The organism is Pseudomonas sp. NY15437 (assembly GCF_048068435.1).
Taxonomy (GTDB): domain Bacteria; phylum Pseudomonadota; class Gammaproteobacteria; order Pseudomonadales; family Pseudomonadaceae; genus Pseudomonas; species Pseudomonas nitroreducens_B.
Genome location: NZ_JBLUQC010000017.1, coordinates 104,079 through 119,549, shown reverse-complemented (window position 1 = coordinate 119,549; position 15,471 = coordinate 104,079). Strand labels below are relative to the sequence as shown.

15 protein-coding genes are annotated in these 15,471 nt (G+C 57.5%); 8 read left to right on the top strand and 7 right to left on the bottom strand.

From position 1 onward, the window contains the following. Positions 1-44: 44 nt before the first annotated feature. Positions 45-707, bottom strand: a complete 663-nt coding sequence (locus ACNFIA_RS28075) for a hypothetical protein (RefSeq protein WP_416790286.1) — start codon at positions 705-707, stop codon at positions 45-47. 240 nt (positions 708-947) lie between these two features. On the opposite strand from ACNFIA_RS28075, the gene ACNFIA_RS28070 reads away from it, so the two are divergent. Beyond that, a complete protein-coding gene (locus tag ACNFIA_RS28070) occupies positions 948-1,229 on the top strand; it encodes a helix-turn-helix domain-containing protein (RefSeq protein ID WP_416790284.1) in 282 nt (93 codons plus the stop codon). A gap of 79 nt (positions 1,230-1,308) precedes the next feature. Here ACNFIA_RS28070 and ACNFIA_RS28065 read toward each other — a convergent pair whose 3' ends face one another. From ACNFIA_RS28065 to ACNFIA_RS28040, 6 genes are all read right to left on the bottom strand, one after another. Further along, entirely contained in the window at positions 1,309-2,277 is a 969-nt protein-coding gene (locus tag ACNFIA_RS28065) for a DUF932 domain-containing protein (RefSeq protein WP_416790282.1), read from the bottom strand. Between the two features lie 94 nt (positions 2,278-2,371). Continuing rightward, positions 2,372-2,641 carry a hypothetical protein gene (locus tag ACNFIA_RS28060; protein WP_416790281.1) on the bottom strand — a complete coding sequence of 90 codons (270 nt, stop codon included), beginning with the start codon at positions 2,639-2,641 and terminating at the stop codon, positions 2,372-2,374. A 322-nt stretch (positions 2,642-2,963) separates the two neighbouring features. Continuing rightward, positions 2,964-3,773, bottom strand: coding sequence for a hypothetical protein (locus ACNFIA_RS28055; RefSeq protein WP_065327446.1), 810 nt, complete (start codon positions 3,771-3,773; stop codon positions 2,964-2,966). A 44-nt stretch (positions 3,774-3,817) separates the two neighbouring features. Next, positions 3,818-4,171 (bottom strand): hypothetical protein, encoded by a 354-nt coding sequence (locus ACNFIA_RS28050; RefSeq protein WP_416790280.1) that lies wholly within the window; start codon positions 4,169-4,171, stop codon positions 3,818-3,820. Between the two features lie 110 nt (positions 4,172-4,281). Then, complete coding sequence (locus tag ACNFIA_RS28045) at positions 4,282-5,403, bottom strand: hypothetical protein (protein ID WP_416790278.1); 1,122 nt, start codon at positions 5,401-5,403, stop codon at positions 4,282-4,284. A 771-nt stretch (positions 5,404-6,174) separates the two neighbouring features. Continuing rightward, positions 6,175-6,903 carry a hypothetical protein gene (locus ACNFIA_RS28040; protein WP_416790276.1) on the bottom strand — a complete coding sequence of 243 codons (729 nt, stop codon included), beginning with the start codon at positions 6,901-6,903 and terminating at the stop codon, positions 6,175-6,177. 1,645 nt (positions 6,904-8,548) lie between these two features. On the opposite strand from ACNFIA_RS28040, the gene ACNFIA_RS28035 reads away from it, so the two are divergent. From ACNFIA_RS28035 to ACNFIA_RS28005, 7 genes are all read left to right on the top strand, one after another. Then, complete coding sequence (locus ACNFIA_RS28035) at positions 8,549-9,553, top strand: ATP-grasp domain-containing protein (protein WP_416790274.1); 1,005 nt, start codon at positions 8,549-8,551, stop codon at positions 9,551-9,553. Between the two features lie 68 nt (positions 9,554-9,621). After that, entirely contained in the window at positions 9,622-10,761 is a 1,140-nt protein-coding gene (locus ACNFIA_RS28030) for a trypsin-like peptidase domain-containing protein (protein ID WP_416790273.1), read from the top strand. A 71-nt stretch (positions 10,762-10,832) separates the two neighbouring features. After that, positions 10,833-11,960: a phosphoribosyltransferase domain-containing protein gene (locus ACNFIA_RS28025; RefSeq protein ID WP_416790271.1), complete on the top strand. Its 1,128-nt coding sequence runs from the start codon at positions 10,833-10,835 to the stop codon at positions 11,958-11,960. Beyond that, complete coding sequence (locus ACNFIA_RS28020; protein ID WP_416790270.1) at positions 11,950-12,708, top strand: trehalose phosphatase; 759 nt, start codon at positions 11,950-11,952, stop codon at positions 12,706-12,708. The genes ACNFIA_RS28025 and ACNFIA_RS28020 overlap by 11 nt, the downstream gene beginning before the upstream one ends. Beyond that, a complete protein-coding gene (locus ACNFIA_RS28015) occupies positions 12,701-13,795 on the top strand; it encodes a cysteine protease StiP family protein (RefSeq protein ID WP_416790269.1) in 1,095 nt (364 codons plus the stop codon). The genes ACNFIA_RS28020 and ACNFIA_RS28015 overlap by 8 nt, the downstream gene beginning before the upstream one ends. Next, positions 13,795-14,745, top strand: coding sequence for an HpcH/HpaI aldolase/citrate lyase family protein (locus ACNFIA_RS28010; RefSeq protein WP_416790267.1), 951 nt, complete (start codon positions 13,795-13,797; stop codon positions 14,743-14,745). The genes ACNFIA_RS28015 and ACNFIA_RS28010 overlap by 1 nt, the downstream gene beginning before the upstream one ends. Beyond that, positions 14,742-15,470, top strand: a complete 729-nt coding sequence (locus ACNFIA_RS28005) for an HAD family hydrolase (RefSeq protein ID WP_416790266.1) — start codon at positions 14,742-14,744, stop codon at positions 15,468-15,470. Before ACNFIA_RS28010 ends, ACNFIA_RS28005 begins: the two co-directional genes overlap by 4 nt. The last annotated feature ends 1 nt before the right edge of the window (position 15,471 follow it).

Sequence of the window (15,471 nt, the reverse complement as noted above, 5' to 3'; positions counted from 1 at the left end):
GCTGCGGAAGATGGCTTCCACAGGGCATTGGGGGATTAAGGGGGTTATTTTTTCGGGAGCATGTCGGCATTTACGCCGATCTGATTGCCGTTCTTGTCGTAGCACATGGGCAGGGAGTCGCAGTTCCCTCCTTTGGCTGCCACATCCGCTTCGTTGACGGCCGGAATGCCAATGATGGGCAGGCTGGCCAGTTTCACCGTGACAAGCCCCAAGACGGTATCGACGGTGCAGTAGTCGCTGTCGTTGATAGGGCAGACGGCATGGAATTTTTCACCAGGCTGTCGCTTGCCTAGAGAGTTGGCAGTCTGACGTTTCCCGTTGAAGCCAGGGCCTGTGCCATTGGCATAGGAAACCGGGTTACCGGCTGTGTCGACGCCCATGTACCAACCTGCCGCGACGACATAGTTTCCTTTGGGCGCATTGCCATAGAAATCCTTGCCCAGGGCGCAGATTCCATCATCACCACAGGTGACCGGCTTGAAGCCAGATACGAACCGCACCTCACCATTGGGCATGACGAGGCGAGCGACTTTAGGAGCATCGAGCGGTAAGCACGTGCTGGCCGGCCCCTCGGCGGCAGTGAATAGACCGGCAAATGGCGAGTTTTTCAGGTTCCACGGATTTGAGCAGGGCATGACGTTGTTAGCCGCCTGAGTGACCGTTGCTGCAGTAGCCAAAAGCATGGCTACGAGTACTGCGATTTTCATGGGTTTCCCTCTCTGAATTTTCCTTGCTGGAGGCATCTGTAGTGGACAGCTATTCGACCTAGCTTCTTTTCTCCCCTCGCTTTTTAAGTGGTCGAGGCTTAGGGGCTAGCCCTACTCTGGATGGCTAAGCAGTAATGTCTTTGCTTGGATGAGAATTTATATCATATAACATGACTATGTGATCATACCACTGGAGGCTCCTTCATGGATTATCTTTGTCTTTGAACGAAGAAATCCGCGATGGAGCTGAAGGCCGCTTTTGCCACTTGCCTAAAGGAATTGAGGAGCGAGCGGTTTCTCGCTCAGGTTGATCTAGGGCATCAGGCACATATCAGCCGTTTGGAGTCAGGTAAGCAGGAAGCGACACTGACAACCTTCGAGCAAATTGCAGATGCATTGGGCATGTCGTCGCTTGAGCTCTTTGCTCGAGTCGTAGGAGTTCAGGCAGGAGAGGATCCCGTCCAACTACTCCGTGCTACGGCGACTGAACTGAAGAAGAGTGACTCAAAGAAAGGCTCTTAGCTGCTGTAGCGCAGAAAGTAGATGGTTCGCCACTACAGCCATCGAGGCCCATGAATGGACCTCGAAGGATCGTGACTTCTTAGGCTGCCAGGCTCAATGCCATATCCAGCGCCTTTTGCTTGATCACCGCACCCTGACCAAACCAAGCCGAGTCCATGCGGTACTCATTGCTGCGAGCTCGACGCTCGTGGTCGACGTACTCAGTAACTGCATTTAGCAGTCCCCACGCAGTGCCGTTCGCTGCCTCCAGCTGCGAGCCACGTCCGCGGCCTTCATACAAGCTCTGCACTTTGCGCATGGCGCGCTCGTTGACCAGCTTTTCTGGCATGACGCTGCTAAGTGACGTGTCGCACATCACTCCCATGAAGTAGTTCAGTGCCTCGTTCGACCGCACTTTGCGATCAGCCAGGATGCGCATGCGGTACATGAACTCATCCCATTGCGAGACCGCGATGCCCAACTGCTTCTTCACCGCTTGGGCGTCAAAGCGAGTGCTATGCGGAACCTTGATAGCGTGCGGCGCACCGTTCACCGCGATGGTGAGAGTGTTGTTGCATACGACCCGCACGGTTGTCGGAGTTGCAGTGGTAGCCAGAGTCCCGTCGCAGGACGTAGCCAACAGTAAGTAACCGTTAACCAGGTCGTTGCCCTTCAGCGAGGTATTCTGTCCGGTGCGAGCGAGTGCCCAGAACTTGCGACCACCCTTGAGCACGCCCGCGGTTTCCAACTCGTAGCCGGAGACTTGAGTGAGGTCGCGATAGAACTCCAATACCTCTCGCGGCTGCACGACTTGGTAGCGTTGAGAGACGACCGAGAGTGGCGCTTTGGTGTCGGAGCGATAGAGCACCTTCTGCTCAGGGAAGGAGTGGATGCTGCCGAGGTGGCCAGCGGCGTCTGATTTGAAGTGAACGGGGCTTTCCTGGATCTGCCAGTCCATTCCAGCTTCACGCTGCCAAACTTCCAGCGGCTGCCGCTGAGACAGTCGGCTACCCAGGCCGTGCCAGGGAGCCGCGCCGACATACGCCATGCTTTCTACGAGATGAGCCATGATGATTTTCCTTTTGGGCAATAGCCGGCATACAGCGCTGCGTCATGCGCAGCACCGGCGGGTATTTAAGGGGGGGAGGAAAGGTGAGATCCGATCAGATCGGCAGGTTGAAGCGAATACCGCAGGTCAGGCAGATGTTGTTGGCTAGCGCATAGCGATCAAGCTGCTCACCGACTTGGGCGCCGAATGTGCAGCCACTGATGGCGCCGGCCAGAGCTCCGAGGATGGCGCCGGATAATGATCCGAGAGAGATGCTTAGCGGGCTGACATGAGGGCTGGCTAAGCTGACTCGACTAGCTGCTAGCGCAGCTGCGGCGCCACGAGCCGCGCCACAGAAAGTCCCGGAAATGATGCCGAACTTCATGGCGGGATTTGCAGATGCGATCCTAAGCGAGCGGCAGCGAGGGCAATGCAATGACATGGTCGGGAAGTCTCCTGGTGGTATGTCATTGCAGTGATGTAGGACTGATATTTTTTTGAGTGAAATCTCTGTTTGATGCAGATGTAGAGAGGTAACGCCGGATTTAAGGTAGTAGGGGCAGTCGACTGGCCGGGAAGAAGTAAACATGCACTCCTAACTTGACAGCCGCCTCCGGGCAGCATTTTCATTTTTAGCTGCGCGCTTCTCGCCAAGGCTGAAGAGAGCGTTACTCAAAGATCGATACTGGGGCGGGTTTCTCCCGTCGTTAGATTGTGGGCCATGTCCCTAATGGCGTCTTTAGGAACTGAACGAAGTGAGTGTCGTGGAGGTACTCCAAGTCCGATTCCCACTCCTGAATTGCAGCCTGGAAATTCCCCGGCTTGCGCCTGGCGTTGCGACACAGTGCGGCGATGGTGTTCGCTATTTTGAGTAGCCGCACAAGGCCTCCGGGACCACCCCATTCCCGAAGATAGGCTTCAGAGAAGGGAGTGTTGTGCAAGTCCGACTTCAGGAGTTGTTCAAGTATCCGAAGCCGAGTGTGCCGGGGCTCGCCATATTGGCCCACGTGGTAGCCATGGTGCGCGAGCATGCCGGCGGTAACCCATTCCACATCGAACAGAGCGCCTAGGCCTACTGGGGCGTCTGTCCGGGGCCATTTCAGATAGTCGAGCAGGTAGCGCCGCCAGTTCGCTGCCACCGGCTCTATGGCCACCTGGATCTTTTCCAAGGTGTCTAGGGTGATGACCAGCTTTGTTGCCTCGAGGCGCTTGTAGATGGCAGGGCTGACCAGTAGCCTGCGCACCCGAACTTCGTCATAGGGCGCCTTGTCCCGCATGTATTTTCCGTCGGCCTTGAAAGTCACCGGCAGAAACAAGATGAAATAGCGGCGCAGCAGGTTGACCTCAGTCGAGTTGCTGCAGAGGGTACAGAGATTGTTGAGCGCACCCCAGTCGCCGGCTTTGACCTGTTTCAGGATCTGGTCGAAATGAGCCTCCATTAGCACAGATGCGGCATGTGCCCCGTCCTTGAGGCAACCGACATTCTTTACCATCTGAAAGGCCCGGAGATCGGCCATCAGAGCCTTTCCCGGGTTCAAGCCTGGTAGCGTGCTCATGCTAGCTATCTCGCCAGTTTACGAACGGGCCCAATAGGGCGAGGGCCAATATCACTACGAGAAGCGCGATTACGGCCGGCTTGATGCGAGAAATGCGGTAGTCGTCTGCTCGATAGGTGAAGGGGGCGGAGGTCATGCGGATAAACATCGACCCGGATGGGTTGCAGCCGCCAGGTATGATTAATGTTTGCCTCAAGGCGACCTTTCACGCGGCAGCCATCCTCGGCTGGCGGATTGAGCGCTTCACAAGCCTCCTTGTCTTCGACCAGGACAATCGCACCGTCGTAGACCAGCAGCGACTTGCCGACCTCGATCGTGCGCCAGACGACGAGGAAAGGTTTGACCAGTGCGAATGCCATGGCGAAGGGGCCTGTCTTCAATCCCACTCTCCGGAAACATTTGAACCAATGATAGGGCAACCTTTGCGCACCGAGTCTGAAGCGGGGGCTCTACATGAGCCCCTCTCATTTCAACCCCGGATGTCTGCCGGGAAGTGCTGGGGCAAATGACACCCCGGCTCCCCGGCGATGCAAATGGAGCTGCCCGGGTCCATGTAGTCCTCATGGGTGCCCGCCCCGATCCAGGACGAAGCGTCTCCATGACAGTTCGGTCCGTCGATACCTTCATCTGCGCAGTAAGCGGGCTTGCCATCGAACTGGAAGATCACGATCTTTTCGATGCTGTAATTTCCTGCCCGCGTGAGCTGGCCTGGCCGGCTAGTCGGGCCGGCAGTGTGGCCATCGCCAACGGCTTGGTCATCAGCAGACAGGACGGAGCTTGGCTGTTGGGACGACTGGAACGCCTGAGCTTTGGCCGGCGCTCCAGAATCGGCCTTATTGAGTTGGTCGTTGTAGCCTCTCAGGTAGTCCTCGGTCGAGATGGCAGCCGTATTGCGGCTTGGCTGCTGCGGGCTAGTGCTGTTCTCGCTCCCCGTGGCCGCGCTATTTGCCAGCGGATTTGGAATGGCCGCTTGAGAGATGCCGGCCTGATCGCTCTGCCGCGCGCGCGCTCTCTCTTCTGTGGCTGCCAATAATACCTTGAATCGGCCTTTCATCCTTTGGACAGATTCGGTACCTGCTCGACCAGACTTCTCAAAAAGTGCGTAGAGGTGGACTTGATCGTTCAGGTCTTCAAGCATCTCGTAGGAGTGTTTGCCGTCACTGATCTGCATGCCCAGCACCCCGTTCACCATTGTCCAGGACTTTAGGAAGCGTTTCGGGATCACAGTGAAGACAATTCGCAGTTGCAGGCCATCTCCGGCGTCTGCGACTGCCTCAACAATAGACAGCCCGGTAGCCATAGAGGTACGGACCAACTGAGGGTCTGTGGCGTAGCGGATTTCCACATTGGAGAGCAGCTTGTTGTCTTCCAGTGCGTCCTCCAACTCCATGGAGGTGTCGATCCCGGTGGCTCGCAGGGCATTTGCTACGCGCTCATCGTCCTGGCCTCTGTACCCGGTGAATGGGATCAAATCTTCGGGTGTGACCTCTTCTACCGCGTCGAGGGCGTTGTTCCCGAATAGGTAGAAAGGGGTGTAGACCGTCATGGAGCAGATGGTCAGGAATAGCCAGATCTGGAACAGCTTGCGCATGCGGTCGTCCTTGCTCGTTCAGGTTTGCGTGGCCGGAGGATATCCGAGAGGGGTGGCGTAGTGCTATCCAGGCCTTAGGCGACCAGGCGCCGTGGCTCGTAAAACCCACGGTGGGAGGAGAAGTTAGGTGCGGAGGTTAGGTCTTGAGTTTTCGGGCCGCAGAGCGCAGGCGCTAGGGGGGGGGCTTCGACTACACTCCACTCCCTGTGCCACCAGGCGATGATCTCTCCTGCTGCCTTTTCCGTCGGCGCCGACACTACGGTGTGAGCTTCTGTGGCCACAGCCGCCCACCAGCTGGCCCACTCTGCATTTGGGGCCGCAGGGTCAATCGCCTCTCTATACACAGCTTTGACTCCGCTCAGCGTTAGCTCCTTCATTGGCCCCACACCCCAGCTGGGCCTCCAGGTATTTCATCACTGGCAGATGGTGCTTGCCATATCGATCGTACGCCGCCAGAAGCTCCGATATGAAGGTGGCCAGTGCCTCCTGCCAATCCGTCGCACCTACCAAATACGCGTACTCTTCGTAGATCGGGACGATGTCTCGGCGCTGCGAGTGCTGGAACACCATGCGGATGTCCTAGGTGATCACTGCATTTGCTCGTTAGACGACCAACCTTGCTTCTAGGTCTTCCGGGAAGGTGATTTGTCGAGTCCAACAACGTTCATTGAAGAAGTGCGGGGCGATCCGGAGAGTGTGCTGAGTGTGGCTAGCCCCGGGGGCATCGTTTGGTTCCTGATTTCGAGAGTGGTTAATCCAGTTTGCTGGCACTCAATAGGCTGAGTGGATCTGACTTTCAATAGCCCCCACTTCCAAGGGGACGATAGCGAGCGGGGGATAGTTGCCCTTTGTCATCGCTTGCCTCACAGGGGCCGTATCACCCATGCCGTAGTTCAGCCAGCATGACTGTGCGGAGTTCCGGCTGTAAGCAATCTGGAAATCGCACTGAACCAGGAAGTTGCCGATGTATGAGGTCCTGTTCGGGCTGAGCTTGAAGGGTGCCGAGAACTTGGGTGAGATGTAGGTGGCGAATCGCTCCTCGGTATAGGTCACTGGTCCCGAGCTGCAGGTCGAAGTGTTGGTGGCTGTGTAACTCTTCGAGCGCTTGCCTTCTTCCTCCCCCGAGTATGTGCACGAGCTCCGGTATTCACCGGACTCAACCTGGACCTCATGGCTGAAATACTGCAGTTCGAACTGGTACAGCTCGTAGCCACGAGGCGTCAGCGGCAGAACAAAGGTTCCATCGTTCTTGAAGCCGTTCCTGATCGTGATTTCTACCGCATGGGTCTTGGTTGCCGCATCTCGGAATCGAAGCGTCAGACGCTGGCCATGTGGGTCTTCGAGTTTTCCATCGAAGCCTGCTATCCCCACGGCGTAGGTGGGCGGATCACTTTCGCGCAGTTGGTACCAACTGGAGATATTGTTCTGGGTGATGCTGGTGCAACCCGACAACAGCAGGGCGGCGAAAGCCGCTGTAGAACCATGACGGATGTTTGTCATGAAGACCCCTATGCATTCCTGGATGGACGACCCACATCGCGGTGGCCAGTCCGGTAGTGCGATGCAACTGTCGAGGCTCGTACCAACGCGTGTATATCGATCCTGATAAATTCCTGGACCATTCCACTCTAGGGATGGAGCCTCGTGAGTGGCCATGAGCCTGGATACGAGCAAGCGTCCCCGTTCCTTGGGTATTCTCCAGCGGCAAGCAGACCGATACTCCTGAGACAGGCAAATGGCTATTACTTCTCGGCGCCGCCAAAGTTACCATGCATAGACCCGATTAGGAGCTGCTGAACGGAGTGATTGCGCAGGGGGCTGTGCGCTTGCTCTGGCGTCACTTGCATCGTCCAGCGCCGGGGCTCGGGTCCTGATTAACTACACGGCTCGCAGACTCCTGGCCTTGCGGTTAGCGATGCGTGCACCAGCAGTTATGGTCTCCGTGTCGGCGGAGCGATGCGACAGCTTAATTGGGTGTATCCGGTACAGTTCGTGATCGCGCATCTAGGCCACCGGGCAGTCGGGAGGGCGCACGCGAACATCTGAGGCCAGAGCCAGAGCCAGAGCCAGAGCCAGAGCCAGAGCCAGAGCCAGAGCCAGAGCCAGAGCCAGAGCCAGAGCCAGAGCCAGAGCCAGAGCCAGAGAGCGGAGTTCGAATCGGAGATTTTTGGGCTAGGGAAGACCGAGACTCAGCTGTTGTTCGCGCGTGGAGCGCTTGAGTGGCTAAGGGGCAGTGCGCAAACGGTTTGTTTTGTCGTTACACATCCATTGCCCCAAGGGGCTAGGCCGCCTTAGCTGCAGCAAAGCGATTCAAGGTCGACGTGGCGGCTCTCTGGAAACTCGACTTAAGACCACCGTATTCCTGAGTCCGGTCCACGAATCCCTCGACTGCTGGAAGGTCGCCGACAACGAGCTAGCTATTACTCTCAGCGAGAAGTGCATGGTTTCGTAGAAGAGCTCCCCTTGGTTTTCAAAGTGGACAAAAGAAGAGCAGCATGCTCGGAGTGATGCTTTCAAATAGCGCTGGGTCATGCCAGATGTAGAGGTGCGCGCCTAGTCGAGCTTATAGAGTTCTTCAGTTCAGGATTTAATGCACTTTTAAATTTCTGCCAAAAGCGCATCGGGATTCGCTCTTCTATAAAACGAGCCTGAATCTGATGGCGAAAGCTGCGATTCAGTCTGAAATTGGATGCGAAGTCGAGATCTGCCGTAATTGTAGTCATGACAGAGGCGCTGCCGGAGATGATTGAGGCCCTATCCTCTCTGGCTTGACGCGAGTAAGCGCGAAAGCCAGCTTGGCCACTAAGACTGCTATAGAAAGCATCATTGCGGATGCGATGAAGCTCGTATCCAATCACCCATCGCATAGCAGGCCAACGAAGGTTCGACCCCGCTGCTCGAGGACAGATGCGACTGGGGCCAGAGTATTTTTTCCATGATCGAGCAATTTCTGATGCCCGATCTGGGCAGTGTGATACGGCTTTGGCATATTTGGTGGCAAAGTGCTTCATCAATCGGCGAAAATTGAGCAAAAGCTCCAGTAGAATTCTTGGCGCTGGTTGGTCGGTATGTCTCGGCTGTTATCTCCCCCTTCATCATCCATCCACTTGTGGCACTCGATGCCTAGGCTCCTGAGGGCTTTATTTTGATCTGGTTTCTTGAAGGGCAGTCCAGCCAGCGCGACATAATCCTTGGTGCACGGAAAGCCCTTCCAGCACATATCAAGATCTGCGCTTCCCATCGCCAGGACAGGCCGGAGATAACCGCCAACGCTGATGTCAGCTTCACCGAGCCGACGGACAACCAAGAGCGCATCGGCTGGGTACTGGATACCGCAGTCACCAACGGTATCAAGGTGATCCTTGCTGGCCGGGTAGGCAGCGTCTTTGAGGCTCAACGGCAGCGTTTCGTTGATGCGGGTCTGGATCTGGTCACTGGCGGATTGTCGATGGATACCTTCCATCTGGTAGACAACAAGACCAACTTCACCGCCGAAGCCGAATTGGCACATCTGGCCTGCGTGCCCGCCATCACTGCCACCAACTCCCAGCAGTTGGCGGACGCGTACAGAGAGCTCAGTGCACATGGAGAGGTGTGCGTTAAGCCCGCGGTGGGCATTTACGGACAAGGCTTCTGGCGGTTCAAAGAGGGAGCGGACCCGTTCCGTTGCTTTGCCAACCCGGACAGCAGGGAAATCAATTTCGAGACCTACCTGCAAGCCTATTGCGCTTCTTCTGAGCGGGCACCGCTCTTGGTCATGCCTTACTTCGCAGGAAGCGAATGTTCGATCGACATGGTGTGCAAAGGTGGCGAGCCGATCGCATATGTGGGACGCCGCAAGCAAGGCCTTCATCAGACCTTTGAGAGAGACACCGCCGCAGTAGAGCTGGCGCTTCGTGCAGCCCGCCATTTCAAGTGCGACGGATTGGTCAACGTCCAGACTAAGGATGACTCCAATGGCATCCCCCACCTTCTGGAAATCAATCCCCGCTATTCCGGTGGTATTGGCTACACCCAACATACCGGCATCAACCTTCCTGGCATCTTCGCTACAACACGCCTGGGTCTGCCGGCGCCAGAGAGTGAGTGGCGACCGAATGTCAGAGTGAAGGCCATCACGATTGCGATACCGACAAAGCCTGATATTTAATCAAACCTTAAGTTTGATACTATTTTGCCTTGCTTTGTAAGGATCACGATTCAGGGAGCGATGCAGGGATGATGGTGCTGGCGCCAGGCGCAAACACCGCGATAGGAGCACCGCAGTGCTCCTGGACGCTGGAGTGTGCGAATACCACGGCCTTCGGGGAATATGCTGCAGTTGCTCTTCTTCCGGTTGATGACAAGCGTCAGCCGAAAGGAGATGCGGCGCTCTTCCAGGTTGATCAGAGCTGGATGGAGTGGAATGGCAGCCAAGAGAAGGTTGGCTGCAAGCTGAATCTGTCTGCTTTGCCAGCTGGAGCCGACCGTGTTCTGGTCGTTGTCTACGCCTTTTCGGCCATTGGTCCCGTTCGCGAACTGCGAAGCCTCCGACTGCAAGTCGACGGTCAGATTGAGTACAGCCTCGATCTTTCTGACAACGGCGAAGCAGCGATCGTCATCGGCGAATTCTATTGCCGCAATCAGCAGTGGAAATTCCGGGCCCTAGCGGAGGGCTCTGCGTACGGCTTGGCCGCCCTTGGACGCCGAATTGGCCTGAATATCGACGATGCACATCCACATCGTCGCTCCAGCTCTCCTGACTGCAGCCGCTCTAGCAGCGCAACTGGAACGGGGTTTGCCGTCTCCCCAACGCACATCCTCACTTGCGCACATGTCATCGAGGACATGCAGGAAATCCACATTGCATCCTTTGACGGTCGACACCGTGCTGAACCGGTTGTTGTCGACCGCAGGAACGACTTGGCATTACTGCGGGTTCACGGTGCGCCGGCGTTCAAGCAGGTGACCTTCCGTGACGGCATGGGCTGCGACTTGGGAGAACAGGTCGTTGCGATGGGATTCCCCATGGCCGGCCTGGCTGGCGGTGGAGTGCACGTCACCCAAGGTGGCGTATCCGCCCTATTCGGTCTTCACAATGACGCCAGCCTTTTGCAGTTCACCGCCCCGATTCAGCCCGGTTCGAGCGGCAGTCCGCTTTTCGATACATCAGGCGCAGTAGTGGGAATGGTGACCTCAACCGTACCCGACGCGCAGAACATGAACTTTGCGGTGAAGGCCGGTCTGTCCCTCGCGTTCCTGGATGCCTGCCAAGTGCAAGCGCTCAGAAATCCCCCTACTGGCCAGGCCTTCACTACGTCCCAGATCTCCCGTGATGCACAGCAATCCCTATGGCGAATTGAGGCGAGAAATCCATAGACCGGTTTTGACTTGAAACACAGGGAGCAGGCGTTAGGGTCACCCCCCTCGCGCCAACCAAGGAAGCAGATATGGAAAGCCAAGCAGTACCCGTCTCCATCCGCGCTCAACTGAAGCGTGGGGAGCTCGAAGTCAAAGTCGACGATGCAGTCCTGCCTCCGGATGCTCTGTTTGGCTTTGCGGAACGTCGCAACCCCAAGCGCGCCTTCCTGTTCGTGTCCAAAGTCCTGGGCCGGCATATTCCTGTTCGACCGTCCGTCATGGCAGCCAGTTTTGAAAGCCTGGCTGCAGAAATCCCGACAGATCTCCCGGGCCCGGTGTTGGTTATTGGAATGGCCGAAACCGCGGTAGGTCTCGGCGCAGGTGTTCACCGCGCCTTTAGCGCAACTCGCCCGGACACCATGTACCTGGTGAGCACCCGCCATCCGCTAGGCACCGAGCTGTTTACTCGCTTCGAAGAGGAACACAGCCACGCCAGCGCTCACCTGATCCACATGCCGGTGGACCCCGCACTTCGGGAAATGATGCTCCAGGCCCGTTCCCTGATACTGGTTGACGATGAGGCCTCCACCGGGAAAACCTTCGTGAATCTGCACAGAGCGCTAGTGGATGCTGGCCTGAGTAAGATCGAGCGTGTGGTGACCTGTGTCCTCACCGACTGGTCCGCAGGAGCTGTGACCAAATCAATCGGTGATTCGGCGTCATCCGTCTCGCTGCTGCAAGGCTCGTACAAGTTCCACGAAGACCCGGCGGCGCCGTTACCTGAAATGCCCGATGTCGGGGCTGTCTCTATCGGTGAATGGCCGATTTCTCCCCGTAATGACTGGGGCCGCCTGGGTGTACAGCATGTAGATGACACCCTCGCGCCTGACCTGCAGGTAAAGCCGGGCGAGAAAGTCATCGTGATCGGCACCAGTGAATTCGTCTGGCGGCCCTTCCTCCTGGCCGAGCGCCTGGAGCGTGCAGGTGCGGATGTCCGTTTCAGCTCCACAACGCGCTCCCCCATTGCCATCGGGCATTCGATCGAGCACGCGCTGTACTTCTCGGACAACTACGGCCTCGGCATTCCGAATTTTATCTACAACGTAAAGCCTGGGCAGTACGACCGGGTTCTGTTGTGCTCCGAAACGCCGGCGCAGGCGCTCCCCGCCGAGCTCATCGATGCTCTGGGGGCGGAGGTGATTGTTGATGAGCAGTAATCGCCCGATGGTGCTCGTCGACCTCGACGACACCCTGTTCCAGACCGCTCGCAAAATGCCTGAAGGTATGCCGCGTAAACCCGCAACACTAGATGTGCATGGACAGCCAAATGGCTACATGAACCCGGTGCAAGAGTCCTTCATCAACTGGCTGCTGGCGACTGCAGACGTAGTGCCGGTTACCGCCCGCAGCGTCGAGGCGTACAGCCGCGTGAAGCTGCCTTTCAGTCAGGGAGCCGTCTGCTCTCATGGCGGTGTGATTCTGAAGCCGGACGGTTCTGTGGACCACGACTGGCACGGTCAGATGGCTGAATCGCTTTGGACATTCCAGGATCGTCTTCCAGCGCTGAGCGAAGCCACCCTGCAGATCGGTGAAGAGCTTGGATTCTCACTTCGCGGCTGGGTGGTAGAAGAGGAGGGTCTCCGCCATTACGTCGTGACCAAATACAACGAGGGCACCGACGAGGTTCTCACTCAGGTGCTCGCGGCTGTTCAAGCACGCGGCTTGCTGAATGGCATGCACATTCATGGCAACGGCAACAACCTGGCCTTCTTGCCCAATGGGCTTGCAAAGCGCCTGGCGGTTCAAGAGCTGCTTCGCCGCGATATCGAGCTTAACGGTGAGCGCCCTGTGCTGGGCTTTGGCGACAGCATCACAGATCTCGGCTTCATGGACCTCTGCCACATGTGGGCAACCCCAGCACGCAGCCAGTTGGCCAAAGCGGTGGAGGGGCTGATCCATGAGTGAGTCCATCACCTCTCTGGCTACGGTCGGTAGCGGCAGCTACGCACCGGACGACGTGCACTTCCTGCTGCAGCCCATGCAAATGGAAGTCACCGATGTCCAGGAGAAGGAGCGGCTGATCCAGAGCAATCGGAAACACTATTCCGAGATGATCAGCATGGAGCACGCGCCGACTGAGGTTCATAAGAACCTATACGCTCGTGCCCTGGTCCAGAACGGCAAACGAATGGCCACCGACGTCCAAGCTTTAGCGCTGGCGCTCAATGCTGCATGCTCCGGGCCGAGCATCGCGCTAGTCTCCTTCGTTCGAGCTGGACTGCCTCTGGGGGTTCTTCTGCGCCGGTCGCTGGTGGAGATGGGCCGAGATGCCCACCACTATGGCGTCAGCATCATCCGAGACCGCGGCATCGATACAGTCGCTCTGGAATCAATCATCACCCGTCACGGCGCCGAGAACATCGTCTTCGTCGACGGTTGGACAGGTAAGGGAGCCATTTCTGGAGAGCTCAAACGTACGCTGGGCAACGATGAACGCTTCCCTGAAGACCCGCGCCTCGTTGTACTTGCCGACCCGTGCGGTCGTGCTTGGCTGGCAGCGTCCGCCGAAGACTGGGTAATCCCTTCAGGGATTCTGGGGGCGACTGTTTCCGGCCTGGTTTCGCGGTCCATCTGGCCTGCGGAAGGGGGGTTACACGGCTGTGTCGTTTACGACCATCTACACGAGCACGACGTCACCCGCGAGTTCATCGAGCAGATTGAGGACCAGCGTCGTGCTCTGATCGCCGTTGAGCCTGCAACGCCATGGTCTGCAGACGAAAGCCTACGCCTCCAAGAGGCTGCTGTGGCGGTTGTGGATGGCCTGGCAAGTCGATTCGGCATCACCAACATGAACCGCGTGAAGCCAGGTATCGCCGAGGCGACCCGCGCCGTTCTTCGGCGTGTGCCTGACCATGTGCTCGTGCGCGATCGCTCCGATAGTGACGTTCAGCTTCTGATGCACCTGACCGAGCGGGCGGGCGTCTCCGTGGAAGAAGTCGGCGAAGAGCTTGGACCTTATCGTGCAGTGACCATCATCCGGAGTGCGAACTGATGAAAGTGATTTCGCCGTTCGCCCTGGGGGCGACCCTGTACATGCCAGCGACCCGAGATGACATCCTCGAGATCGTCTTTGGCACGAAGCTGCCTGAGCTGCGCTCTCTCGTTGTGTGCCTTGAGGACGCTGTTGCCGAAATCGATGTCGCGAGTGCTCTGGCCAACCTGCAAAAGCTGCTGATGCAGATCGATGCTCATGGAGGCCGCCCGGAGTGCGGACCACTGCTCTTCGTCCGCCCCCGGGACTCGGGAATGGCTGCAGTCCTGAACGACTGGCCGCTGATGAAGAATGTTGATGGCTTTGTGGTCCCGAAACTGACGCTGAAAAGCCTCGGAGCTTGGGAGAAGGCCGTCAGCAATCCTGATCTGCTGCTGATGCCAACCCTTGAAACTCCTGATGCCTATAACCCCGGTGCAATGGTGGAACTGGGAGAGGCGCTGAAGGCAACACTCAATGAACGCATCATTGCGTTGCGTATCGGTGGCAACGACCTGATGGGCTGCCTGGGCCTGAGACGCAACCCCAGCAAGACGCTCTATGACACCCCGATGAGCTACGTCATTCCGATGCTCACAGGCGTCATGGGAGCTCAGGGTTTTGCCCTGACTGCCCCGGTCTTTGAGCAACTGGCTACGCCTGAGCTGCTGCAGGAAGAGCTGGAACTGGATATCTCCCACGGCCTCGTCGGTAAAACCGCTATCCATCCGACCCAAATCTCGATGATCCAGGATGCACTGCGCGTCAGCATCGAGGATCTGAATACGGCGAAACTCATCGTCAACCAGGGTGCACCTGCGGTCTTCAAGCACAACAACGCAATGTGCGAGCCAGCGACTCACTTCAAGTGGGCGAGCAACATCCTGGAGCGTGCCAAGTGCCTCGGGGTGAAGCCTGCGGAGATCAGCGTGGGCGAGCCTGGCTTCCGACTGGCGGAGGTGAACGGGTGAGCCTAGAGATGCTTGAGGCAGGCCCCACGGGAGCGAAGGTGCTGTCGGTATTCGACTTCGACGGCACCCTGACGCGGCACGACAGTTTCGTGCCGTTCCTGCGCTTCGCTTTCGGACGTGGAGAGTTCCTGCGGCGGATCTTCAAGCTGGTGATTCCCAGCCTGAGATACATCGCAAAAGGAATGACCCGGGACGAGCTCAAGGCACGCCTGATCAGCACATTCCTGACAGGAGTAGAAGCCAAATGGGTAGGCCAGAAAGCAGAGGAATTCTGCCACCTCATTTGGCCGCGGCTCATGCGCCCTTCAGGGTTACGATCTGTCGCCGAAGAACTGGCCTCTGGTGCAGAAGTGACTCTCTGCTCTGCCTCGCCGGCACTGGTCCTCCGACCGTTCGCAAGTCGGCTGGGGATCAAGCTGATTGGCACCGAGTTGGAAGTTCAAGACGGCCTGCTTACCGGAAGAGTCCTCGGGGACAACTGCCGGTGTGAGAACAAGGTCCGCCGACTGGAAGCGGTATATGGCCCGCTGACGGAGTATCGCCTTCGCGCATGGGGCGATACCCGCGGAGATCACGAATTGCTTGCTGCTGCCCAAGATCCTCACTGGCGGCATTTCCACCCTACCTGGCGGCGAAGCCGCGCACCTTTCAAGCAAGTCGGGAGAAAGGAGGGCGCTGTTGCCTCCCAATCCCAACCGAACAATGAAGATCAACAAGGAGCGTAAT